At 30.4% G+C, this 21,242-nt stretch carries 27 protein-coding genes; 6 read left to right on the top strand and 21 right to left on the bottom strand.

The annotated features are described in order from the left end of the window. Window positions 1-151: 151 nt before the first annotated feature. The 5 genes from E0F89_RS17560 to E0F89_RS17370 all read right to left on the bottom strand — a co-directional run bounded on the left by E0F89_RS17560 (window position 152) and on the right by E0F89_RS17370 (window position 2,063). Entirely contained in the window at window positions 152-295 is a 144-nt protein-coding gene (locus E0F89_RS17560; RefSeq protein ID WP_207915821.1) for a GIY-YIG nuclease family protein, read from the bottom strand. Between the two features lie 112 nt (window positions 296-407). Continuing rightward, window positions 408-653 carry a GIY-YIG nuclease family protein gene (locus tag E0F89_RS12340; RefSeq protein ID WP_131910089.1) on the bottom strand — a complete coding sequence of 82 codons (246 nt, stop codon included), beginning with the start codon at window positions 651-653 and terminating at the stop codon, window positions 408-410. 111 nt (window positions 654-764) lie between these two features. After that, a complete protein-coding gene (locus tag E0F89_RS12335; protein WP_131910088.1) occupies window positions 765-1,010 on the bottom strand; it encodes a GIY-YIG nuclease family protein in 246 nt (81 codons plus the stop codon). A gap of 112 nt (window positions 1,011-1,122) precedes the next feature. Next, the gene (locus tag E0F89_RS12330; protein WP_131910087.1) at window positions 1,123-1,368 is read right to left on the bottom strand and encodes a GIY-YIG nuclease family protein; all 246 of its coding nucleotides are present in this window, start codon (window positions 1,366-1,368) and stop codon (window positions 1,123-1,125) included. Window positions 1,369-1,853: 485 nt separating this feature from the next. Next, window positions 1,854-2,063 (bottom strand): hypothetical protein, encoded by a 210-nt coding sequence (locus E0F89_RS17370; RefSeq protein WP_243699518.1) that lies wholly within the window; start codon window positions 2,061-2,063, stop codon window positions 1,854-1,856. A gap of 656 nt (window positions 2,064-2,719) precedes the next feature. On the opposite strand from E0F89_RS17370, the gene E0F89_RS17145 reads away from it, so the two are divergent. After that, window positions 2,720-2,887: a hypothetical protein gene (locus E0F89_RS17145; protein WP_165930023.1), complete on the top strand. Its 168-nt coding sequence runs from the start codon at window positions 2,720-2,722 to the stop codon at window positions 2,885-2,887. Window positions 2,888-3,054: 167 nt separating this feature from the next. On the opposite strand, the gene E0F89_RS12320 is transcribed toward E0F89_RS17145, so the two are convergent. The 3 genes from E0F89_RS12320 to lgt form a co-directional block, all read right to left on the bottom strand. Then, entirely contained in the window at window positions 3,055-4,110 is a 1,056-nt protein-coding gene (locus tag E0F89_RS12320) for a serine hydrolase domain-containing protein (protein WP_131910086.1), read from the bottom strand. A 393-nt stretch (window positions 4,111-4,503) separates the two neighbouring features. Next, on the bottom strand, window positions 4,504-5,214 hold the full coding sequence (locus E0F89_RS12315) for an exonuclease/endonuclease/phosphatase family protein (protein WP_131910085.1): 711 nt from the start codon (window positions 5,212-5,214) through the stop codon (window positions 4,504-4,506). Between the two features lie 154 nt (window positions 5,215-5,368). Continuing rightward, complete coding sequence (gene lgt / locus E0F89_RS12310; protein WP_131910084.1) at window positions 5,369-6,211, bottom strand: prolipoprotein diacylglyceryl transferase; 843 nt, start codon at window positions 6,209-6,211, stop codon at window positions 5,369-5,371. Window positions 6,212-6,349: 138 nt separating this feature from the next. Between lgt and E0F89_RS12305 the strand changes: the two genes are divergently transcribed. Next, window positions 6,350-6,631, top strand: coding sequence for a transposase (locus E0F89_RS12305; protein WP_131910083.1), 282 nt, complete (start codon window positions 6,350-6,352; stop codon window positions 6,629-6,631). Between the two features lie 110 nt (window positions 6,632-6,741). Here E0F89_RS12305 and E0F89_RS12300 read toward each other — a convergent pair whose 3' ends face one another. The 3 genes from E0F89_RS12300 to E0F89_RS12290 are packed head-to-tail and all read right to left on the bottom strand — an operon-like array spanning window position 6,742 to window position 8,700. Next, complete coding sequence (locus E0F89_RS12300) at window positions 6,742-7,323, bottom strand: hypothetical protein (protein ID WP_131910082.1); 582 nt, start codon at window positions 7,321-7,323, stop codon at window positions 6,742-6,744. Further along, the gene (locus E0F89_RS12295; protein ID WP_131910081.1) at window positions 7,324-7,683 is read right to left on the bottom strand and encodes a hypothetical protein; all 360 of its coding nucleotides are present in this window, start codon (window positions 7,681-7,683) and stop codon (window positions 7,324-7,326) included. It abuts the gene before it with no gap. A 3-nt stretch (window positions 7,684-7,686) separates the two neighbouring features. Further along, window positions 7,687-8,700: a hypothetical protein gene (locus tag E0F89_RS12290; RefSeq protein ID WP_131910080.1), complete on the bottom strand. Its 1,014-nt coding sequence runs from the start codon at window positions 8,698-8,700 to the stop codon at window positions 7,687-7,689. A gap of 150 nt (window positions 8,701-8,850) precedes the next feature. Here E0F89_RS12290 and E0F89_RS12285 point away from each other — a divergent pair, with 150 nt between their 5' ends. Continuing rightward, entirely contained in the window at window positions 8,851-9,348 is a 498-nt protein-coding gene (locus tag E0F89_RS12285; RefSeq protein WP_243699517.1) for a transposase, read from the top strand. A gap of 184 nt (window positions 9,349-9,532) precedes the next feature. Here E0F89_RS12285 and E0F89_RS12280 read toward each other — a convergent pair whose 3' ends face one another. Beyond that, on the bottom strand, window positions 9,533-9,979 hold the full coding sequence (locus tag E0F89_RS12280; RefSeq protein WP_131910079.1) for a hypothetical protein: 447 nt from the start codon (window positions 9,977-9,979) through the stop codon (window positions 9,533-9,535). Next, window positions 9,979-10,683 carry a hypothetical protein gene (locus E0F89_RS12275; protein ID WP_131910078.1) on the bottom strand — a complete coding sequence of 235 codons (705 nt, stop codon included), beginning with the start codon at window positions 10,681-10,683 and terminating at the stop codon, window positions 9,979-9,981. The genes E0F89_RS12280 and E0F89_RS12275 overlap by 1 nt, the downstream gene beginning before the upstream one ends. 114 nt (window positions 10,684-10,797) lie before the next feature. Here E0F89_RS12275 and E0F89_RS12270 point away from each other — a divergent pair, with 114 nt between their 5' ends. After that, a complete protein-coding gene (locus tag E0F89_RS12270) occupies window positions 10,798-11,046 on the top strand; it encodes a transposase (protein ID WP_131910077.1) in 249 nt (82 codons plus the stop codon). A 448-nt stretch (window positions 11,047-11,494) separates the two neighbouring features. Here the strand turns inward: E0F89_RS12270 and E0F89_RS12265 are convergent, their stop codons facing one another. The 3 genes from E0F89_RS12265 to E0F89_RS12255 all read right to left on the bottom strand — a co-directional run bounded on the left by E0F89_RS12265 (window position 11,495) and on the right by E0F89_RS12255 (window position 14,442). Next, window positions 11,495-11,851, bottom strand: coding sequence for a hypothetical protein (locus E0F89_RS12265; protein ID WP_131910076.1), 357 nt, complete (start codon window positions 11,849-11,851; stop codon window positions 11,495-11,497). 315 nt (window positions 11,852-12,166) lie between these two features. Beyond that, window positions 12,167-12,580, bottom strand: coding sequence for a hypothetical protein (locus tag E0F89_RS12260; RefSeq protein ID WP_131910075.1), 414 nt, complete (start codon window positions 12,578-12,580; stop codon window positions 12,167-12,169). A 278-nt stretch (window positions 12,581-12,858) separates the two neighbouring features. Next, window positions 12,859-14,442 (bottom strand): endonuclease NucS domain-containing protein, encoded by a 1,584-nt coding sequence (locus E0F89_RS12255; protein WP_131910074.1) that lies wholly within the window; start codon window positions 14,440-14,442, stop codon window positions 12,859-12,861. A 128-nt stretch (window positions 14,443-14,570) separates the two neighbouring features. On the opposite strand from E0F89_RS12255, the gene E0F89_RS12250 reads away from it, so the two are divergent. Continuing rightward, window positions 14,571-14,762 (top strand): hypothetical protein, encoded by a 192-nt coding sequence (locus E0F89_RS12250; protein WP_131910073.1) that lies wholly within the window; start codon window positions 14,571-14,573, stop codon window positions 14,760-14,762. A gap of 474 nt (window positions 14,763-15,236) precedes the next feature. Here E0F89_RS12250 and E0F89_RS12245 read toward each other — a convergent pair whose 3' ends face one another. The 3 genes from E0F89_RS12245 to E0F89_RS12235 form a co-directional block, all read right to left on the bottom strand. After that, window positions 15,237-16,130 carry a hypothetical protein gene (locus E0F89_RS12245; RefSeq protein WP_131910072.1) on the bottom strand — a complete coding sequence of 298 codons (894 nt, stop codon included), beginning with the start codon at window positions 16,128-16,130 and terminating at the stop codon, window positions 15,237-15,239. Window positions 16,131-16,680: 550 nt separating this feature from the next. Continuing rightward, the gene (locus E0F89_RS12240) at window positions 16,681-17,211 is read right to left on the bottom strand and encodes a hypothetical protein (protein WP_131910071.1); all 531 of its coding nucleotides are present in this window, start codon (window positions 17,209-17,211) and stop codon (window positions 16,681-16,683) included. A 213-nt stretch (window positions 17,212-17,424) separates the two neighbouring features. Continuing rightward, window positions 17,425-17,940, bottom strand: coding sequence for a hypothetical protein (locus E0F89_RS12235; RefSeq protein ID WP_131910070.1), 516 nt, complete (start codon window positions 17,938-17,940; stop codon window positions 17,425-17,427). Window positions 17,941-18,145: 205 nt separating this feature from the next. On the opposite strand from E0F89_RS12235, the gene E0F89_RS12230 reads away from it, so the two are divergent. Then, on the top strand, window positions 18,146-18,514 hold the full coding sequence (locus E0F89_RS12230; protein WP_131910069.1) for a transposase: 369 nt from the start codon (window positions 18,146-18,148) through the stop codon (window positions 18,512-18,514). Between the two features lie 239 nt (window positions 18,515-18,753). Here E0F89_RS12230 and E0F89_RS12225 read toward each other — a convergent pair whose 3' ends face one another. Together E0F89_RS12225 and E0F89_RS12220 are read right to left on the bottom strand one after the other, a co-directional pair. Then, window positions 18,754-19,518, bottom strand: a complete 765-nt coding sequence (locus tag E0F89_RS12225; RefSeq protein WP_131910068.1) for a hypothetical protein — start codon at window positions 19,516-19,518, stop codon at window positions 18,754-18,756. A 370-nt stretch (window positions 19,519-19,888) separates the two neighbouring features. Then, window positions 19,889-20,692: a TIGR02391 family protein gene (locus E0F89_RS12220; protein ID WP_131910067.1), complete on the bottom strand. Its 804-nt coding sequence runs from the start codon at window positions 20,690-20,692 to the stop codon at window positions 19,889-19,891. Between the last annotated feature and the right edge of the window lie 550 nt (window positions 20,693-21,242).

Here is a 21,242-nt window from a genome sequence, read left to right as displayed (position 1 = left end):
CTGCGGCCTTCCCGCCTATGCGGGACGCTACATCCGAACTACCATACATTTATTTAAGGATATCAAGATCTTCTAAATATCTTTTTGCTCCTCTTTTTTTTATTTTATTTTCTAAAATCATAGCCTCTGAGCGTGTTGAAAGTTCAACCTATTAAAACAAACACCATGGCATTCCAGATTTTGTAGACAAACTAAAGCCAGAATTATGTCGGTATAATCTATCGGCAAGGTCATTTGTTTGACCCGTGTAGTATTTAAAAGAAATTTCACTCTGAATTATGTAGACAATGTACATAGCTGTAAAATAAAAAAAGCCGAACATATTGTTCGGCTTTTGTCGGGGTGGCAGGATTCGAACCTGCGGCCTTCCCGCCGATGCGGGACGCCACATCCGAACTACTATACATTTATTTAAGGATATCAAGATCTTCTAAATATCTTTTTGCTCCTCTTTTTTTTATTTTATTTTCTAAAATCATAGCCTCTGAGCGTGTTGAAAGTTCAACCTGATAAATCAAACACCATGGCATTCCAGATTTTGTAGACAAACTAAACCCAGAATTATGTCGGTATAATCTATCGGCAAGGTCATTTGTTTGACCCGTGTAGTATTTAAAAGAAGTTTCACTCTGAATTATGTAGACAATGTACATTGCTGTAAAATAAAAAAGCCGAACCTATTGTTCGGCTTTTGTCGGGGTGGCAGGATTCGAACCTGCGGCCTTCCCGCCTATGCGGGACGCGACATCCGAACTACCATACATTTATGTAAGGATATCAAGATTATCTAAATATCTTTTCGCTCCTCTTTTTTTTATTTTATTTTCTAAAATCATAGCCTCTGAGCGTGTTGAAAGTTCAACCTGATAAATCAAACACCATGGCATTCCAGATTTTGTAGACAAACTAAAGCCAGAATTATGTCGGTATAATCTATCGGCAAGGTCATTTGTTTGACCCGTGTAGTATTTAAAAGAAATTTCACTCTGAATTATGTAGACAATGTACATAGCTGTAAAATAAAAAAAGCCGAACATATTGTTCGGCTTTTGTCGGGGTGCCAGGATTCGAACCTGCGGCCTTCCCGCCGATGCGGGACGCCACATCCGAACTACTATACATTTATTTAAGGATATCAAGATCTTCTAAATATCTTTTTGCTCCTCTTTTTTTTATTTTATTTTCTAAAATCATAGCCTCTGAGCGTGTTGAAAGTTCAACCTGATAAATCAAACACCATGGCATTCCAGATTTTGTAGACAAACTAAACCCAGAATTATGTCTGTATATTCTATTAGCCAAGTCATTAGTTTGGCCTGTATAGTATTTAAAAGAAATTTCACTCTGGATTATATAGACAATGTACATAGCTGTAAAATAGAAAAAGCCGAACAATTTTGTTCGGCTTTTGTCGGGGTGGCAGGATTATATGCCTATTCCTTAATTCGTTGATTTTATTGGTGTTTTCAAGTGTTCCTCCAAAAAGGGTAGCCGAATAGGTCTCATTTAAAATGACTTACCTTGTATCCCTTTATAGTCTTGATCAATTAAATCTCAGTCAGTCAATGTACTTTTATTAATGTAAATGTATTAAAAATGTCATTATAATGCAACATATAATAATCATTCTCGTGAATTATTAAGTCTGTTAATTGGTAAATTGTAGAATGCTTTTTTTGTATCGTTTGATAAATATTTTTGGAACGCTTTGAAGATCACTATTAAATTTTAAATAACGAGTGACGGTTTTTGTATAACTTAAATGTAAATTTTCAATTGTCAGTCTCATTGTTTGATTACTGTAATATTAATTTAAAAAAATACCCGAAAAATTTAAACCGAATTTAAATGGGTTATTCTATTTTTACAAATAGTAGATATGCAAATAAAAACTGCACATTAAGTGAAGCTACATTTTTGTAATTAATTTGATTGTTAAATTCTTCAATAGTTGCATAATTGAAATCATCAATCCATATTTTCTTTTCGCCGAAGATGTGATTTTCGTTGTGATAGATAAATTGAAATGTGATGTCTTTAATTTTAATTTCCGATGGCCTCATTTGTTTTGAAACAACAATTTGCTCTTTACTTTAAGGGAGGGTTGAGTAATGAGATTGTGGATTTGTAAAGCAGAGTAGTAACTAATGTAATACTTTGGACCCTTTACGAGATATTGCGCAATCAAGTGCCTATCGGGCATAAAAGTTTCCGCATTCTCTTCATAGGGTATTATAAAATAAACGCCCTCTTTCAGCCGCATTAAAAGCCCTCTTTTGGTCATATCGCTAAGCAATTCCCTTACCGCACTTTCTTTTGATTCAGGCAAAGCTTGTAGTGCTAAACACGGTATGTCCTTACTATTAAAATAGGAAAGAATCTCGTTAGATTGTGTAGATATATATTTATGCCTCATAGTTAACATATCAGGTTTAACCTGACTACAATGAAACAAAATATAATAATATCAACAATCATTTATTTAGCACGATATACATACCATAGCTATATTGTCAGGTTGAACCTGACAATATAGATACGAAATATAATTATAATAACCCGTTTATCTCTTGTCTTCTATTTCTATATCAAAAACAATCGAATGAAACATCTGCTATTTATTGTTTTGGCAGGCAAGTATCGATAAAGCACAATTTAGTACTATAGAAAACAATAAAACTGACCCATCATTTTCTACGATTGAAAAATTGCAAAAGCAATGGGTTGCTCGATTGCCGAACTGTTTGCGTCTGCCGAAGAAATAAAAGACATTCATTCCCACGATAAAAGTTTAATGGAAAAATTGACACTTATAGAAACGCTGTCAGATGAAGAAAAACAGACCTTGTTTAATATTCTTGATGCTTTCGTTTCCAAGAAAATATAAAGACACCCTTTCGGGTTTGCTTAATGATGTAAAATAAGAAAGCCGTGCATTTGCTCAGCTTTCTTTGTTAGACTACTTTTTACTTATTTCCTGTGATTTGTTTGTGCATTTACTATAAATGATATTTTACTGCAAAACAGCAATAGTGCTTTTTTCATTGAAGCGATTTATTTCAAAAGTTTACTTTCTTTAACTATTTTTCTAATTTCCTGCTCGAAATAATAAGCAATTTCAAAGTTTTCATGGGCTTGATTTTCCATCACTATGACACTTGTTTTGGTTTTAGGGTAGTATAAATTTACTGCCGTAAATCCTTCGCTTGGATGAAAACCTGTATGTCCAATTTCGTAGATGTCGTCTTTATCATTAATTCGCAAACCATAACCATAACCAATAGGATTTTCACTAAAAAGTTGATGTTTGTTGGTAATAGAATAATTAGTCATCAGTTTGTAAGTAGCTGGTTTTAATAATTTTTCATTATGCAAACATTCGTTCCATTTGGCTAAATCTGATGCGGTAACAATTAAATGACTTCCCCAATACTTGTCAGGTGTAAAGCTGATTTTTTCAAATTGCGTTATCGTTCCATCTTTTTTTATAAGGTGTCCTTTAGTCAAAAAAATACTATTGGATCCGTTAGGATAATAGCTATTGTTCATTTTACATTTCTTAAATAATGACGTTATTAACGTTTCAAAACTTTTTCCACTTTGCTTTTCCAAAACCATTCCAGCCACATAATAACCAACGTTTGAGTAGTTGAATGCAGTACCTGATTTAAATTTCAAAGGCTTGTCTATGCTTTCGCTGTACAAACCCGAAGTGTTGTTAAGTAATTGATGAACAGTGACAGTGTCTGCCCAAGAATATTTTAAATCGGGTAAATATTTACGAATAGGTGTCTGCAAATCAATCGTTCCTTTTTCAACTTCTTGTAAGATAAGCGTAGCCGTAAATTGTTTTGCTATCGACATTGTAGAGAATTTGTCGTCGATTTTTAGAGGTATTTTTTTGTTTAAATTAGCAAATCCGTATGCTTTACCATATTTCAATTTTCCGTTTTGTTGAATGTAAACTACTCCGTTGAAATCTCTCGGATTTTTAGTTTGTAGTAAACTGTCAATTTTTGTTGAATAGTTGTCTTTTTGTTGTGCTGATAAATTGCAACTTGTAAATAGAATTGTTGTTGCAAGTATTGTTAGTCTAAAAAATTGTTTCATTTATGTTCTGAAAATTATTTAATGTTTGTATATATCCTGTGGTTACGGTCGTTTCGGTAAAATTGCCACCAACATCAGTCTGTGAAAAAACTAAAATCTACCTCTTGAGATCCTCCTATTTGAGATTTTTCTTTGGTAGCCCTCCGAATACTTTCTAAATTTGATGAGGTTTTTTTAGAGCCTGACGTTCCAGTACTCAGCGGGTTTGGGACTAAATTAAAGTTATTAAATTATTCGCAAAAAAATAAATCTATTTTTTATAAATTTTTATTTGGCTGAATCATAGTAATCGAACAGGCGAAGCAAATCATCCCAAATACAAAACCAACTTTAAATTAAGCCTATTGCCCAAATCCGTTGTAGTAGCTATTACAAGTAGCTGTTTTTCTTCTGTCATAAATCAAGTGTTACAGTTAAAGGTTTATGGTCACTGTGTTTTGTCCACTTTTCATAACTGCCAACTTCAACATTTTCTAATTTGTCTATAAGATTTGAAGATGCAAAACAAAAGTCAATATGATATGGTCTTTCAATTTTTCGGTGCATAAAAAGCGTGTTATCTTTTTCCTGTCCTTGTGTTTGGTTATGAAAATGATGATAAGTACTAAAAATATTTTTGCCCTTTAAATAGTCAACAAGGTTTGAGTGGTTGTAAACTCTTTTTGGTTTGTCCCAAATTGAATTGCTATTAAAGTCACCCGCAAGAATCACATTGTCATTGTCTAATAAATTGCTGTAAAAATGAACAGCGTTCCAAACCTGCTCTGTATAGCAATCGTATTTCTTAGGTTTTTGCGACCATATTGCAAAAACTGTCAAGTTGATTTTTTCATTATAAATAGATAATGGCAAAACGTATTTGAAGTCAGGGTTATGAATTTCGAGAAGTTTAATTTTAAAGTCGCCAAATGAAAATACTCCAATTCCTTTATGTGGATTGTTGCCATACCAAAAAATGTCATTTGGTTGTTTTGTGCCAATTCCAAATACAAGTCGTTCCAGATTTTCGCACTCAGGCACAATTAGAATGTCTGGCTTTTCTGTCAGAATAAATTCCGCTTTTTTGCGGAAAGCCATATTACAATTCCAAGTTATTATTTTCATTCTGTCTTTTGTCGTTGTGTCTTCGGTTACAGTTACTTGAAACGTTTCGCCACTTTGAGATGGCTGGAAGTTCGTAAGCGTTTAATTTTCGGCTTAATGAAAACTTGATGCGAGACGATAATTCCACTAAACTCCAGCTATATCAAAACAGCTGTTAGTGGCTGGTTTTATATTCAGTTTCACTTTTAGTTAAATTTTTACCCATAAAATATATTCCGATTATAATAAATGGAATACTCAAAATTTGTCCCATATTTAATTTCATTCCTTCTTCAAATTCCACTTGATTTATTTTTACATATTCTATTAAAATTCTCATTGTAAAAATTAAAGTTATTGCTAAACCAAACAAAAATCCATTTCCTAACTTTATGTTTTTAGTTTTGTAAACTGTAAAAATTATAATAAAAATTATTAAATATGCGATTGCTTCATAAAGTTGGGCTGGATGTCTCGGTATATTGTCAACTTTTCTAAAAATAAATGCCCAAGGCATTGTAGTTGGATTACCAATCATTTCCGAGTTCATTAAATTAGCAAGTCTAATAAATGTCGCTCCAAGTGGAGCAACTATTGCGATTAAATCAAGTATTTTAAGGTATTTTATTTCGTATTTTTTTGAATATAAATACAGTAAAATAATAAGTCCAATTGTTCCTCCGTGACTTGCTAATCCGCTATAACCAATAAATTTTATTTCTCCAATTTGATTTATTTTTATTGGTAAAAATATTTCTAAAATATTTTTTGAATAATATTCAAAATCATAAAATAAACAATGACCAAGTCTTGCCCCAACAAAAATTCCAATAAATCCATAGACAAATAACGCTTCGTGTGCGTTATCTTTTAAGTTTTCTTTTTTATAAATTCCTTTTAGAATATAAGTGCTTAAAAGTAAACCACAAGCAAATAGAAGTCCGTAATATTTTAATGGAAACCCAAGAATGTTAATTATTTCAGAGTCAAAATCCCAATTTATGTACAATGCAATCATATTTTTTATTAATTTCTATTTTCTGTGGTTTTTTGGCAAACTAGCCACTAACGTCAGTCTGTGAAAAAACCTTCGTAATATCATCATCAAATATAACAAAATACTAGTATAAAAAGAAGATTTTTCGTATTTTTAAGAATGCAACATATCATAGGAATTTCCCGTCACCAGATGCGTTTTTCTAGTTTAGAAGACACTATAAGTCCCGATAATCAGATACGTTTTATTGATGCCTTTGTAGAGCTTATTGACATCTCTAAGCTTGATTTTACCATAAAAACGCTCAAGACCGAAGGTCGCCCGAGTTTTAATAGTAAAGTATTTCTAAAGATGTATTTATATTGTTATTTCAACGGGGTCAAGAATGTTCGAGATCTAGAAAAGGAATCTTTGAGAAACATAGAAATGCAATGGTTCTAGATGATATTCGTGATAATTACCATAGCATTGATAGGTTCCATTCAACAGCAACTTAATTGTTAGTGCTACGCACGCAACGAAATTCTAGCTGTTGGCAAATGCTGTTTTATTTATAACGATTTTATGATTTTTAAAGTCAATTTTCTTAATTCACTTTCAAATTTTGCAGATTCAGTAACCACATCATCAAAATATTTGTTAGACACATCTTTTTCATAAAATTCATCTCCTGTGATTTTCTTATTTAAGCTATTATAAGAATTCACAAGATTAGTTTTAATTTCATTATGTTCACTGCTATAACATTCTTCTAAAAATTCACTAAAAACATTAATTTTTTTATCAATTAAATTCATTTTTGAATTTATTTCTTTTCTCTGTTCTTCATTAAAACAATTATTGCTTTTAAAAGAAAAGCAGTAATTCTTTAATGTTATTAATTCTTGAGAAATTTTATTAACATCATCTAAAAGATATCCTTTTACAATTTTATTATTTTCAAATTGATTTTTAAAAACAAACCCAACCATAAAACCTATAAATAATGTTGTTATCCAATTTAGGATTTCAGAATATCGAATTTTATTATCTATTTCAATATTACATCTTGATTGTATTCCAATTCCAATTACTATACTTATAATAATTATTACGATGATGATTACAATAAATTTCCAAGGGATTTTTTTCATTTATCTTTTCGAAATTGGATTATTGATTTCATCTTCGATTGCTTGTGCTCTTGAAGAACTATCTTCACATTTTAATATAATATGTTTTCTAACTAATTCAGAAGCTTTCTTTTGACCCATTATTTTACCCAGTTCAAAAGTTATTTTACCGAAAGAACCTGAAATAAATGATGATGGATATCCATTCATACCATTTAAGTTAATTTCCAAAAGACAATTCTCAATTATCGAAACAATCAGTTTACCTAACAAGTGGTCTAACAAAAATGCTTCACCTGAAGTATCACCTTCTGAACGGAATCTCCCAGCTGGATATGCCGAAAAATCTTCTGCAATATTTATTCTATATTTAATTTCCATTTTTTAATTATTACTTGATATTTCAAAATATATAAAAGTACCCTCAAAGTTATCACTTAATTCCTCACCTTCTTGAGATTTAACATCAATTTTCACATCATTGCTTATGATGATAAATTTTTTAAATTCATCGAGTTTTGCACAATCGATGATTTGCTGAACACCTTTTCCACTAATTTCATTATCTGTTTTTCTCGAAGAAATTATCTTACCTTCTAAAAAGGGTTTAACTAATAAAAGATTTCCTTTATAAATATGCTTCATGTAATTTTTATAAGTATCAAAACTTGCACTTTTAAATATGCCAATACCTAAATCAATAAAGCTAAATTTTAAAGTATTATTTTCTTCATCCAAATAGTAGTATAACCACCAATCTAAATTTGATATTTTTCCATCAGCATGATTCATTGTGTTTGACATTGCTTCAACAAGTAAATTGTACAAACTATCTGTATCGTAATTTATTCCTTTTAGTTTAAACAATTCTTTGCAAGCTTTTATCGCTTCTGCAGTCATTTCACCTCTTACTTCATTGTTTGTTGAATGTTTCCATAGTTTATTTTTTTGGGAAACTTGTTTTCTGCCTCGGCTATTTACAAAATTGTAAATCCCTGATTCAACAAACATTTTTTTAAGTATTGGATCTTTTGGTGCGTTTCCATGTAAAACAACTTTCCTACTTTCTTTCTCACTTAATTTAGCCATTAATAACGTAATTGTTTCGGGTGTCAATTCTGTAATATCTGAAATATCTAAATTTACTGATTCTTTTTGTTTTATGTAGTCTCTAACATCATTAAAATAAGTTAGAACCTCATCAGTATTATTGATAAAAGAAAATTTCTGTGGAGAAGGATAATTAATAATAGTTTTTTTCGAGTTTTCAATTTGTTTTTGCAAATTATCGTAACGTAATTGTATATTATTTAACTTGTTTTTTATCCAATTTTTTGTTCTTCTTTTTTTCTGGTAATTATTTCTTATCGAGTGATATTTTTTATTTTTCTTACCCATTAATTTGTAGTAATTTTTCTTTGGTTAAATAGTTTTTCTTTGGTTTTTTTTCGGTTTCTGTCAACGTCAGTCTGTAAAAAAACTTCCTTTGATGGCAAACAAATATAGTAAAATAGTGGTGTAAAAACAGGATTTTTCGTATTTTTAAGAATGCAACCTATCACAGGTATTTCCCGTCAACAAATGCGTTTTTCAAGTTTATATGGCACAAAACGCTCGGACAATCAAGTTCGGTTTATAGTTGACTTTGTCGAATATATTTATATCTCTAAGCTCAATTTTGATATAAAAACGCTCAAGACCGAAGGTCGCCCAAGTTTCAATAGTAAAGTGTTTCTACAGATTTATTTATATGGTTATCTCAACGGAATCAGAAGTGGTCGAGATCTAGAAAAGGAATGTTTAATAAACATTGAAATGCAATGGCTTTTAGAAGACATTCGTCCCAATTATCACAGCATTAGCGATTTCAGAAAAAATAACCCAATCGCATTAAAGAACAGTTTCAAACTATTTGTTTCGTTCTTGAAAGATCCTGATTTGATTGATGGCGAAACCATAACTATAGATGGTTTTTTAAAGGAAGACAAAACACAGTTTCCTGTCAAAACTAATTTTATGAGTAAAGGAACTTGTGTGCAAAAGTGAGCGAAAACACGAAACTAAACCTAAAATCCTTCTCGAAAAAAAGAGTACACTAAATCCTCTTGACATTCTCTCTCAAAACTTTACGATAACTCCATAGTTCCTGCCAGTGAACGGTTACGTTCAACCGGAGTTTCATTGTTCGTGCTGCGCACGCAACGAATCTCTAGCTGTTGGCAGATGCATTTTATTCTTTTACGAAATTTTCACATTCAATTTCTGAATCAAGTATGTATTTATGTATTTGATTTGTTCCATTTATGAATACTTTAAATAAATATCTTTCATTTATAAATTCTCCATTAATTTCCAAATCCATTGTTATAACACCTTGAATAAAAGTCAAATTATTACTTAACAATATTGAGTTATGCATTAAAAATCCATTTTCAAATTGTACTAAATTATTATTGATTTCGGTATATATATTTCTAGAAATTAGACCTAAATAGTAAATTTTATTGTCAAAAAGTTTTACTTTGATTGTTATAGTTTCTTTTACATTTTCAAAAATCTTTTCAAATTCAATTCTTGAATTTAAAAAAGCACTATACTTTTGCATTAAGTCCAATCTACTACCATTATATTTTAAATAGATTTTTGCAGCGGTTGCTGGTTTATTTATTTTTATCATTATTGATTTATATTTAGAACATTTACTGCAATCCAAGCATCTAAATTATTTTGATTTTCTGCACCACCACGATTAACTGCTGTTTGCGAAGGACTATAAGATGTTGCTATAAATTCTATTTGATTATTGTTACAAATTTCTATAATTTGATTTACGAAGGGTGTAAAACCTAAATTATTATTTACTGGTTTTGCAACTAAATTTAAATCAATTCTATTATTCCCTAAAGTATGAATCACTTTACTAATTTTATTATCTTCTAAAAATTCAAAAATATGATGATTAAAATTCACATTTTTATGAATTATGTTCGGGTTGTTTTGATAATTAAAAGGACGAACTTTAAATAATTCAGTATCATCGAAAGTTGTGAAAATTTTGTCATTCACATATTGATTTAAAACTTCATTGTCATTGCAAATAAAATCAATTGAATTTATTAAATCAAAAAAGCAAAATTCATATTTGCTCATACAATCAAGTTTTCTTCTATTATTCTCAAAAAAATAGTTTTCAGGTAGATTTAAATTCCTTGAAATGCTTTTCCAAAAATGATTTGTATTTCTTCCGTAATAAAAATTAGTGTTTTCATTAGGGTTAGGTTTATTAGGATTAAATGAGCCTAAAATTAAAGTTTTTGCGTTCTTAGAGATTTCATTAGCTTCTACTAAATCCCAATTTATTAATGCGTGGTTTATTTCCATAGTTATTTTTTTAATGTTTCTGCCAAGGTCAGTCTGTGAAAAAACCTCCGTTGTATTTATCATCAAATATAACAAAATACTAGCATAAAAAGAAGATTTTTCGTATTTTTAAGAATGCAACACATCACAGGTATTTCCCGTCAGCAAATGCGTTTTTCAAGTTTACAAGATACTATAAGTCCCGATAATCAGGTGCGATTTATAGATTCTTTTGTAGAGCTTAGTGATATTTCTAAGGTTGATTTTGCTGCAAAAACGCTCAAGACCGAAGGTCGCCCGAGTTTCAATAGTAAATTGTTTCTAAAGATGTATTTATATGGTTATCTCAACGCAATTAGAAGTGATCGAGATCTAGAAAAGTAGTTTTTCAGAAACATTAAAATGCAATGTCTTTTAGTAGAAATTCGTCCCAATTATCAAAGCATTACCTATTTCATAAAAATAACCCAATCGCATCAAAGAACACTTTCAAACTATTTGTTTCGTTATTGAAATATGTTGATTTGATAAGTGGCGAAACCATATCTATAGATGGTTTTTTGGTGGTTGCCAAAACACAATTTCCTGTTAAACTAATTTTACGGTTAAGGTAACTTGTGTTCAAAAGATACCGAAAACATGAAACTAAAACCAAAATCCTTCTCAAAAAAAAGAGGACACTAAATCCTCTTGACATTCTCTCTCAAAACTTTACGATAATTCCATAGTTCCTGCCAGTGACCAGTTCCGTTCAACCGGAGATTCATTGTTCGTGCTGCGCACGCAACGAATCTCTAGCTGTTATGTGCTGGCTATTTTTAGATGCTATTTTTTATTTTAAGTTGTCCTCCCAATTTATTTTTATCATCATTCCTTTTCTCCACATTTCTATTATTGTTTTTGATGTGAGTCCAATAATATTTTTTTCTTTTGTTAAACTCTCTAAAATTTGCATACTTCTTAATTCATTTGTACTTAGAAGTTCTGTTGCTGTCCAAAGTTTAACTGATGGATTTTCGTGGTCCAATAATTTATAAAATTCGGTTTTAGTTTCATTTTTAGTTACCCGTAAAAAAACTAGTTCTTTTTCAATATCTGAATGAATTTTATTGGCTTTTTTGTTTCCTTCTTCAATGAGGTTCCCGTGTAAAACGGTTAATTCAACATATTTTTCTATTTTAGAATCCATTGATTTTAGTAGTTTTTCAATTTGCCTTCTTTTGGTTTTAGCTTGCACATAACGTCAGTCTGTCTAAAAACCTTAAAAAGTTCTCTGAGAATCACATATTTGAAAATTTTTAAAGATATGAGTACGAATACTAAAACTCAAAATTGAGGTTATTAGACAGTCTGACGTTCCGGCGCTACACGCAGTTTGGGACTAAATTAAGTCCATTATTAGGATTTGCCAAATCATCCCAAATATAAAACCAACTTTCCATTAAGACAAGTGCTGTAATCCTTTGAAGTGGCTAATGGCAATAGTTATTTTTCAATACTTTCACTATCTATAATATTCAATTAGTTTATTCCTCTCTTTTTTTCTTTTTTTTGAAGAAATGAATAGAGGTATTGATACCCCTAATTCAATAGTTCCGACAGCGATAAACATAGTTCCAATAGATTGTCCGACTCCTTCTCGGTCATTTTTAGAATTTGAAATTACCATAATTCCAAATGTTGTAGCCAATGCAGACAGAGAAGTCAAAACTATTCCAATTGTTTTATTTCTTATCCTTTTTTTATCTTTTTCTAAAATTGTAACTAAATTCAAATAGTTAGTTGAATTATTTAAGTCAATTGAACTCAGATTAATTTCAAATGAATTAAGTCTTCTACGCTCATAATCCTTAAATGTTTGAGAAAAACAAAAAGTAGTTAAAAGTAAAATCATTAAAGTTGTCAAGGTCTTTTTCATAATTCTAAACTAATATTTTTATCAAACTTTTAAAATTCAATTATTTGCAATTAGATAATTCTCCACAATTTAACTTAAATTTTCAATTTCTTCCGGTAGATGAAGGAGGCCATTTTAGCTGAAAATATGTAGAATTATTGCCAACGTCAGGCTATGAGAAGTTGCGGCTTTCGAAGCTGAGTATTCTCTGTTACCAGGTTGGAAGTTATGAAAAAAAGTGGTTCTATTTAATTGAAAGGCAGCAATTTATTATAGCTTGTGTTATAGGCAGTTTGAATTTAAAAATTTGCGAACATTCCATTACCTACATGCGCATTTTCAAAGTAATTGAACAGAATCATTAACTCGTTTATATTTTCTGTAAGAAATGTATCAAAAGGCACAGTTTCGATTTTGCTTTTTTCAGATATTGTTTTATTACGAATCAAAATGTCGTTCAAATCCGTTTCGACTTTTTTACCGACTTTTTTGTAGTTGGTGACATATTTTAATCCCATTTTTTCCATAAGCAAATGATTATGTTGCCTTTGTTCTCCAAAATGTCTTGCAAAAAGATATTCTTCGAAGTTTTTAAACGATTCTTGAATTATGTTATTTATCTCAAATTGTTTTCTTTCCCAAACAATTTCTCCACTAAAAAACTCAACGGCTTTAGAGGAATCATTTGGATCAACTATAACAAAAAAACGAGGTGCCCACAATTTTGAGTCTCTACAAGAAATCGATTGCCAAATGGTTTCAAAAATGTCATCTTTATTAAAAATAGAAATTAACATGGTTGAATGAGTCTTTTTCTTGCAATAAGAAATAATGTCTTTGACATCATGTTTCCAAATTGAGTTGTTGAAAAACGGAGTTTCTATATTCGATTCAATTTCGTTAAATTTTGAGCGGTTTTCACTTTTTAGCGTAGAGAAAAAATGCATAAATGATGCTCCATTAAGACCTTTTAAATCCATCAGAATCATAGGTTCAGAAAGACGTTCATCTTCCTGAAAAACTCCATGTTTGAAAACTTTTTCGAGACTCCACATTTCATTGAGTCTATCGGTTAATTTTTCTGGATATCCAATTTCGCAAGTTTCACAAGTTACATCAATCTCACCGTCTAATCTTTCAGATAATTCGTCTAATGCATCCTCGTCATCAAGTTCGTCTATTGTTTCTAATATTTCATTAAGACTTTCTGAATCTAGAACTTCAGTAAGCTTTTCAATATAAAATTCACGCGATTTGAGTTGTGGCGCCCAATAAAGCACTTTTGTTGCTCCATAAAATGGGTCCACAAAATTCAAATTAAATACTACAAGAATAAAGTCGTGTATACCTAAAGTAGTGGCTTGCTTAACAATTTCTTTTTTTGAATCAAGTAAATCGTCATAAGTTTTATAATATCTAATAAAATGTCGCCTACAAATATTTCTACCCTCAATTTCAGGAAGTGCTTCAATTTTTTCAACTGAAATTGGATTATAATCTTTGTCAACAGTAAGCTTAAAACCACTCAATTGATAATTAGTTGCATGATAAAACTCTGAAAATGGGACTAATAATTCATGCCAATGTGTCGAAATTACAATTAACCGTATTTCACTATTCTTAAGATTTTTTTTTCGCTTTAGAAGGGCAACATATTTTGAAAGTTCTGTAATCGCTTCTCTTGATGCGGCGTCTGAACGCTTTACCTCTATAATTACAAAGTTATTATTGGTATCATTGGCAAATATATCTACAAAACCACCAGCTCCATTTGGATTTTTGAGATGATATTCGTCATCAATATATGTCAATCCATCTTCAATTAGGTTAAGTTTTATAGCGAGTTTATCTCGAATTTTATCTTCAATCTGCTGTTTTGCCATTTATTCTATATTTGATATTCTTGCCCACAAATTGCCTATAAAGTCAGTCTGTGAAAAAACCTCCGTTGTATTATTTTCAAATATAACAAAATACTTGTATAAAAAGAAGATTTTTCGTATTTTTAAGAATGCAACATATCACAGATATTTCCCGTCAACAAATACGTTTTTCAAGTTTAGAAGACACTATAAGTCCCGATAATCAGGTGCGATTTATAGATGCCTTTGTAGAGCATATAGACCTCTATAAGCTTGATTTTGCTATAAAAACGCTCAAGACCGAAGGTCGTCCGAGTTTCAATAGTAAAGTGTTTCTATAGATTTATTTATATGGTTATCTTAACGGAGTCAGGGGCGGTCGAAATCTTGAAAAGGAATGTTTCAGAAACATGGAAATGCAATGGCTTTAAGAAGATATTCGTGCCAATTACACAGCATTACCGATTTCAGAAAAAGGATCCAATCGCATTAAATAACACTTTCAAATTATTTGTTTCATTCTTAAAGGATGGTGATTTGATAAGTTGCGAAACTATAGCTATCGATGGTTTTTCGGAGGTAGCCAAAACACAATTTCCTGTCAAAACTAATTTTATGGGTAAGGTAACTTGTTTTCAAAAGTGACCGAAAATACGAAACCAAATCCAAAATACTTCTCAAAAAAAAGAGGACACTAAATGCTCTTGACATTCTCTCTTAAAACTTTACGATAACTCCATAGTTCCTGCCAGTGAACGGTTCCGTTCAACCGGAGTTTCATTGTTTGTGCTGCGCACGCAACGAATCTCTAGCTGTTAGTGGCTGGCTTTTATTTTTGCATTATCAAACTTATTTTCGGTGGATATTTTCTCTATCCTCTGTCTTATAGTTTTGTTCAAATCTCCTTTTTTTACTTTCAATTCTTTTTCTATGAACAAAAGGAATTCCTCTTCGCTTTTGCTATTATTTAGAAAACGTTTTAATGTATTAATTCCTCCTTTTTCAAATGCAACATCGCAAATTATAGCTCCAGTAACATATTGAGGATTTGTTTCTTCGTCTAATTTCCAAAACTCATTCGGTTTGTTTAAATCAATTTCAGGATGATTTTTCAAATATTCATTTACTCTTTTAATACTATATAGCAAAGGTTTTCCTTTGTGAGCATTTTCTTCTCCCCAATATGCTGAAAGTCCTGTTAATAGTAATTCATTTGCATTTGGAAAATAGTTATTTATAAAATGAGTGATTTCGTGTTGGTGGTTTTCACCTGCAAAAGCCGTAGCGTAAATTATATTATTATATTTATCAAAAAAGCCACATTCTTTTCCATTTCCCATTGATAACACATAATCAAATCCTTTTACTCTAAAAATATCTTCGCAATCACGGCAAATAAAATAATTAATTTTTTCAGGCTTTAGTTCAAACACAGAACAAATTTTATTTAAATATGCGTTTGCTTGTTCTGCTTTTTTTTCATCGAAATGATATTCAGGAAAATAATGATAAGTAATATTACCTATTGTTTTGGTTCTCCATTCTTTAATAAGTTTTGGCTGATAATTTGTAAGGTAAAATTTATCATTTAATTTTGTTGCAACTACATTTGTTATTGCATAAATATCAAAAGTTTCACTATCATAAAATGCTGATTTTATAATATAATCATTTTCTTTTTTTGATATTGATAGTATTTTATTGTTCAATTGAAAGTAATAAAGTGACGGACTTAAAAATCCTTCGCTTTTCAATAAATCATAACTTTTGTATTTTATTTTGTCATTTTCACACCAATTTGGATTGTTATTTATTTCATCTGGATTTGATTTTAAATAATTACTCCACAGTTTGACAATTTTATTTCTCTCTAAACTTAAAGTATCTAAACCAATATTTACAGAAATTTCTTGTGCTGTTGTGTAAAAGCTATTTGTTAAGATGAGTAAAAATGTAAAATATAATAATTTCATATTCTGTTTTTAATGATTTTCTGCGATTCTGCGGACAGCTTGCCACTAACGTCAGTCTGTGAAAAAACTAAAATCAACCTCATGAGAATTCCATATTTGAGATTATTCTTTGGAGCCCTCCGAATACTTTCTAGATTTGAAGAGGTTTTTTCACAGCCTGACGTTCTCGCGCCTTGTGCCGTTTGCGACTTACGAAGACGAGTATTTTCGGCTAAACGAAAATACGATAAAAAACGGTAATTCCACTAAATTCGCAAATGGCGCAAGACGTGTGTTACCAGAAGCCTTATTCGTTCTTTAATATTTGTTTTATTGGATTTAAATAAAATTTTTCAAAACTATTTTTTAGTTGTTGATTTTCATCATATGAAAAATCACGATTTATATCTTTCCAATGTCCAATTTCAAAACCATTATTTATAGAGACGAATTCTAAAGTAGTATTAGTTTCATTTCCTCTTATTGCAATATTTAAAATTCTGTTTTCGTTTGAATCGTAAAGAAAAGCAACAAACCATAATCCATTTTCAGATCTAGTGTCTTCCAATTTAAATGAATTGTTAGAGGAAATTGAGACTTCAGGGACTTCATATTTCGGATTTTTTTCTTTAAATTTTTCGATGGCTTTTATTACTTCAGTCTCTGAATAGGGAAGTTTATAAGATTCTGAAAACGGATAACTTCCAGCAGAAATCATATTCACTCTTTTCGCAACTTCATATCGAGCAGTATTACTAAATATTAGAATTGTTGAAAGTATTAATATTAAAGAAGTTATAATTTTTTTCGTCATTTTTTCAAAGGTTTCTGTTAACATCCCGACGCTTCAAGCCGTTTGCGGCTTAGGAACTGCGGTTTTTCCGTTAGGAAAAAACGAAGTTATGAAAATTATTGTTTTTATTTAACGAAAACGAACATATGGCTTGAAACGGCTGTTACCGGCTGTAACAACACGTTTGTTGAGTACGTTTGTCTGCCTATTCCAAAAGTTTCGGTTTATCGCTAAAATTCCACAATCAAATTTTTTAATTTAGTGATTGAATGCGTTTTCAGGAATTTTTTTTTGGAATTCAATTTTATATTTCTCCAAATCGTTTTTATCTTTCAATTCATAGTTTAATAAGATTAAACTATTATTCGGATTTCCCTTTTCATAAATTACTAAATAGTCAGAATTAAAATTGGGTTTTTCAACAGGGAAACTACTGTAGTATGTGTCATCATATTGCTTAACTATTTTAATATTATTCACATAATATTTAAACTCAATATAACTAATTGCTTTTCCTTTTCCTCTTATATGTTTTATAACTTTCCCATTAGTGACATCAAAATTTTTCACTAAAGATTGTATTTGATTGTCATTTCCAATTGTGTCATAAATTTTAAAAGGGATAGCAATTATAATAATAATCAATATCAATTTCAACTGAGAGTTGATTGTTTTATAATTCTTTACAACATAATAGAAAAGACATATTGCTATTAGCACTAGAAGAATACTAAAAAAATTAGTATGAGATTGTAAATTATTAAAATTATCCATTTTTAAATTTTTCGGTTTCCAAGGTAGTTATAGCCGGTAACGTCAGTCTGTGAAAAAACCTCCGTTGTATTATCTTCAAATATAACAAAATACTAGTATAAAAAGAAGATTTTTCGTATTTTTAAGAATGCAACACATCACAGGTATTTCCCGTCAACAAATGCGTTTTTCAAGTTTAGAAGACACTATAAGTCCTGATAATTAGATATGTTTTGCAGATGTCTTTGTAGAGCTTATTGATATTTCTAAGCTCGATTTTGCTATAAACACGTTCAAGATCGAAGGTCGCCCGAGTTCCAATAGTAAAGTATTTCTAAAGATATATTTATACGGTTATCTCAACGGAGTGAGAAGTGGTCGAGATCTTGAAAAGGAATCTTTAAGAAACGTCGAAATGCAATGGCTTTTAGAAGATATTAGTTCCAATTACCACAGTATTACCGATTTTACAAAAAATAACCAAATCGCATCAAAGAACACTTTCAAACTATTTGTTTCGTTCTTGGAAGGTCCTGATTTGATGAGTGGCGAAACTATACCTATCGATGGTTTTTTGGAGGTAGGCAAAACATAGTTTCATGTCAAAACTAATTTTATGGGTAAGGGAACGTGTGTTCATAAGTGACCGAAAATACGAAACTAAACCCAAAATCCTTCTCAAAAAAAAGAGGACACTAAATCCTCTTGAAATTCTCCTTTAAAACTTTACGATAACTCCATAGTTCCTGCCAGTGAACGGTTCCGTTCAACCGGAGTTTCATTGTTCGTGCTGCGCACGCAACGAATCTCTAGCTGTTGGCAGTAGTTTTTATTTTAATCTTCAAAAAAATCTTCAATTAATTTCTTTTCGTGTGTTAGATATTCTCTGTCTTCTTCATCCATTTCGGATATTCTTTTTTCTAATTCAGACTTTATATTTTCAGAAACGTCTTCATTGAAATTTGGAATTACCCAATCTTCAGAATAATCTTTTCTTGTGAAAAAACTAAATGATGAACAAGCAACTAAAAAACCATTTGTGTAATCTTTTTTTATCAGCGAAGTTGAATACTCTAATTCACTTAAGCTAAATTTCTTTTTGGTTTTAAAACTTAAGTAAGTTGCATATAATGCAAGAAGTCCTGATGGAGAACTAAATTTATAAAATTTATCAAATATTTCTTTAGAGATTACAGTTGTTGAAGCGTCTTTCGGAATAATTTCTTTATTATAAACATCAGATACTAATTTGTGTGTATTGTCTACTTTACCTTCTAAACTTTTTAGTAATACTGGAATATTTTCTATTTGTTGATTAAGTTTAATTGTACTTTCGGTTAATTTATTTGATGATTCATCAACCTTATTAGACGCACTGTTTAATTGACTCAATGTTTGAGATAAGGACATATTTGAATAGAATGCATAAATTATAGAGATTAATGCTAAAAATAAAGAGGTGATTGTTAAGGCAAATGATATGTATGCAACTAATTCAATTTGGTCTCCAAAATTGAACGTAAATAGGCAAATGATAATCATAATTAAAATACCAATTATGTATAAAAAATGAATTTTTTGAGTTTTGTTATTTCCCATAAATATATCTGTCTTAATTTTTAAAATGTGCTAAGTTTCTAAATTCTAGTTTTCTGCGGTAAAATTACTGCCAACGTCAGTTCGTCTAAAAACCTTTACACGAACTTTATTTGTTTAATCAGTTAGTAAATATATGTGATTTAAACTACAATTAAAATTCTTTTGTTTAAAAGTCGCTTTACGATTAGTAAAACAAAACAGTCCATAAAAATCTTCAAAAATCGCTCTTAGAGTCCCAAAATACAACGCCAATACTTTTAGATATTGTTTTAGCCCATTTTGTGGTTAAATAGCCACCAACTTCCAAATACAAAACCAACTTTCCATTAAACCAATTGCCCAAATCCGTTTTAGTGGCTGTTATGCCTCGTTATTTATATCCGGTTTTATATGTTTTATCCAGTTTGTTTTGAATTATTGTTGCAACGACTAATACTTCTGTCATTTCGGTCAGATGTGTATCTTCTAATAATTTTGGGTCATGCGCTTTAGGGTTTCTATACATACTGAAAAACCCTTTGATAAAATTAGAAAATCCTTTATGCTCACTTTCATCACTTTCAGATTGTAAAAGGCTAAATGCTAGCATTGGCTTTTTATCACATCCCAACCCAAAACATTCATCAACTAATATTGCGCCGTCTGAAACATAACCACTTTTTTGGCGAAGTTTATGAGCAATACTTTTAGTTATTTCAAGAATTGCGTGAAAATAATTTTCGTTAAGCCATTCAGATTCGCAATACGGTAAAATGTCATGATGAATTCCTATTCCGTGAACTCGTTCTTTTATTTTCATAGAGCGACATTTCGCTTCTGAGATAGTTTTCGCTTTATCTACAATTTTTGGCTTTCCTTCTTTATTTATTTCGATTCCTTCATAAAGTAATCTTTCATTTATAGTGGTTCGGTGCTTTTCAAAACTAGCTTCATCGTCGTAGCGTTTTGGATCTATAATTTTCACTATAAAGCTTAATACATTATTTCCGCAATTATCTTGTTTCTGTCTTGATGTTAATGTGTAATAAATTCTATCTGGTTTATTCGTTCCTTCACCAGTATCGATAAGTCCTGAATTATGAAATTGCTCATTAATTTGTTTATGAGTCAAGATTTCTTCACCAATTATTTTGGAAATACTTCTTAATGTACTTGGGTTAAAACTTTCTGTCATTTAGATAAATCGTGTTTATAATGAGACATAACGCCAGTCTGTGAAAAAACCTCCGTTGTATTATCATCAAATATAATAAAATACTTGTATAAAAAGAAGATTTTTCGTATTTTTAAGAATGATAACATATCACAGGTATTTCACGTCAACAAATGGGTTTTTGAAGTTTAGAAGACACTATAAGTCCCGATAATCAGGTGCGATTTATAGATGCCTTTGTCGAATATATTGACATCTCTAAGCTTGATTTTGCTATAAAAACGCTCAAGACCGAAGGTCGCCCGAGTTTCAATAGTAAAGTGTTTATAAAGATCTATTTATAAGGTTATCTCAACGGGGTCAGGATTGGCCGAGATCTAGAAAAAGAATGTTTGAGAAAAATTGAAATGCAATGGCTTTTAGAAAATATTCGTCCCTATTACCACAGTATTACCGATTTTAGAAAAATAATCCAATCGCATCAAAGAACACTTTCAAACTATTTGTTTCGTTATTGAAAGATGCTAATTCGATAAGTGGCGAAACCATATCTATCGATGGTTTTTTTGCG

Origin of the sequence: Flavobacterium caseinilyticum (genome assembly GCF_004349085.1) — a bacterium.
In the GTDB taxonomy this organism is placed as follows: domain Bacteria; phylum Bacteroidota; class Bacteroidia; order Flavobacteriales; family Flavobacteriaceae; genus Flavobacterium; species Flavobacterium caseinilyticum.
This window is presented reverse-complemented; position numbering and strand designations above follow the sequence as displayed.

Excerpts from the sequence above, each read along its gene's own strand:
- E0F89_RS12330 (WP_131910087.1), bottom strand. The coding sequence starts at position 1,368 with ATGTACATTGTCTATATAATCCAGAGTGAAATTTCTTTTAAATACTAT.
- E0F89_RS12335 (WP_131910088.1), bottom strand. The coding sequence starts at position 1,010 with ATGTACATTGTCTACATAATTCAGAGTGAAATTTCTTTTAAATACTAC.
- E0F89_RS17145 (WP_165930023.1), top strand. The coding sequence starts at position 2,720 with ATGGGTTGCTCGATTGCCGAACTGTTTGCGTCTGCCGAAGAAATAAAA.
- E0F89_RS12275 (WP_131910078.1), bottom strand. The coding sequence starts at position 10,683 with ATGGAAATAAACCACGCATTAATAAATTGGGATTTAGTAGAAGCTAAT.
- E0F89_RS12315 (WP_131910085.1), bottom strand. The coding sequence starts at position 5,214 with ATGAAAATAATAACTTGGAATTGTAATATGGCTTTCCGCAAAAAAGCG.
- E0F89_RS17560 (WP_207915821.1), bottom strand. The coding sequence starts at position 295 with ATGTACATTGTCTACATAATTCAGAGTGAAATTTCTTTTAAATACTAC.
- E0F89_RS12265 (WP_131910076.1), bottom strand. The coding sequence starts at position 11,851 with ATGGATTCTAAAATAGAAAAATATGTTGAATTAACCGTTTTACACGGG.
- E0F89_RS12270 (WP_131910077.1), top strand. The coding sequence starts at position 10,798 with ATGCAACACATCACAGGTATTTCCCGTCAGCAAATGCGTTTTTCAAGT.
- E0F89_RS12220 (WP_131910067.1), bottom strand. The coding sequence starts at position 20,692 with ATGACAGAAAGTTTTAACCCAAGTACATTAAGAAGTATTTCCAAAATA.
- E0F89_RS12280 (WP_131910079.1), bottom strand. The coding sequence starts at position 9,979 with ATGATAAAAATAAATAAACCAGCAACCGCTGCAAAAATCTATTTAAAA.
- E0F89_RS12285 (WP_243699517.1), top strand. The coding sequence starts at position 8,851 with ATGCAACCTATCACAGGTATTTCCCGTCAACAAATGCGTTTTTCAAGT.
- E0F89_RS12235 (WP_131910070.1), bottom strand. The coding sequence starts at position 17,940 with ATGGATAATTTTAATAATTTACAATCTCATACTAATTTTTTTAGTATT.
- E0F89_RS12260 (WP_131910075.1), bottom strand. The coding sequence starts at position 12,580 with ATGAAAAAGACCTTGACAACTTTAATGATTTTACTTTTAACTACTTTT.
- E0F89_RS12225 (WP_131910068.1), bottom strand. The coding sequence starts at position 19,518 with ATGGGAAATAACAAAACTCAAAAAATTCATTTTTTATACATAATTGGT.
- E0F89_RS12240 (WP_131910071.1), bottom strand. The coding sequence starts at position 17,211 with ATGTTAACAGAAACCTTTGAAAAAATGACGAAAAAAATTATAACTTCT.
- E0F89_RS12290 (WP_131910080.1), bottom strand. The coding sequence starts at position 8,700 with ATGGGTAAGAAAAATAAAAAATATCACTCGATAAGAAATAATTACCAG.
- E0F89_RS12300 (WP_131910082.1), bottom strand. The coding sequence starts at position 7,323 with ATGAAAAAAATCCCTTGGAAATTTATTGTAATCATCATCGTAATAATT.
- E0F89_RS12340 (WP_131910089.1), bottom strand. The coding sequence starts at position 653 with ATGTACATTGTCTACATAATTCAGAGTGAAACTTCTTTTAAATACTAC.
- E0F89_RS12305 (WP_131910083.1), top strand. The coding sequence starts at position 6,350 with ATGCAACATATCATAGGAATTTCCCGTCACCAGATGCGTTTTTCTAGT.
- E0F89_RS12295 (WP_131910081.1), bottom strand. The coding sequence starts at position 7,683 with ATGGAAATTAAATATAGAATAAATATTGCAGAAGATTTTTCGGCATAT.
- E0F89_RS12250 (WP_131910073.1), top strand. The coding sequence starts at position 14,571 with ATGCAACATATCACAGATATTTCCCGTCAACAAATACGTTTTTCAAGT.
- E0F89_RS17370 (WP_243699518.1), bottom strand. The coding sequence starts at position 2,063 with ATGAGGCCATCGGAAATTAAAATTAAAGACATCACATTTCAATTTATC.
- lgt (WP_131910084.1), bottom strand. The coding sequence starts at position 6,211 with ATGATTGCATTGTACATAAATTGGGATTTTGACTCTGAAATAATTAAC.
- E0F89_RS12255 (WP_131910074.1), bottom strand. The coding sequence starts at position 14,442 with ATGGCAAAACAGCAGATTGAAGATAAAATTCGAGATAAACTCGCTATA.
- E0F89_RS12320 (WP_131910086.1), bottom strand. The coding sequence starts at position 4,110 with ATGAAACAATTTTTTAGACTAACAATACTTGCAACAACAATTCTATTT.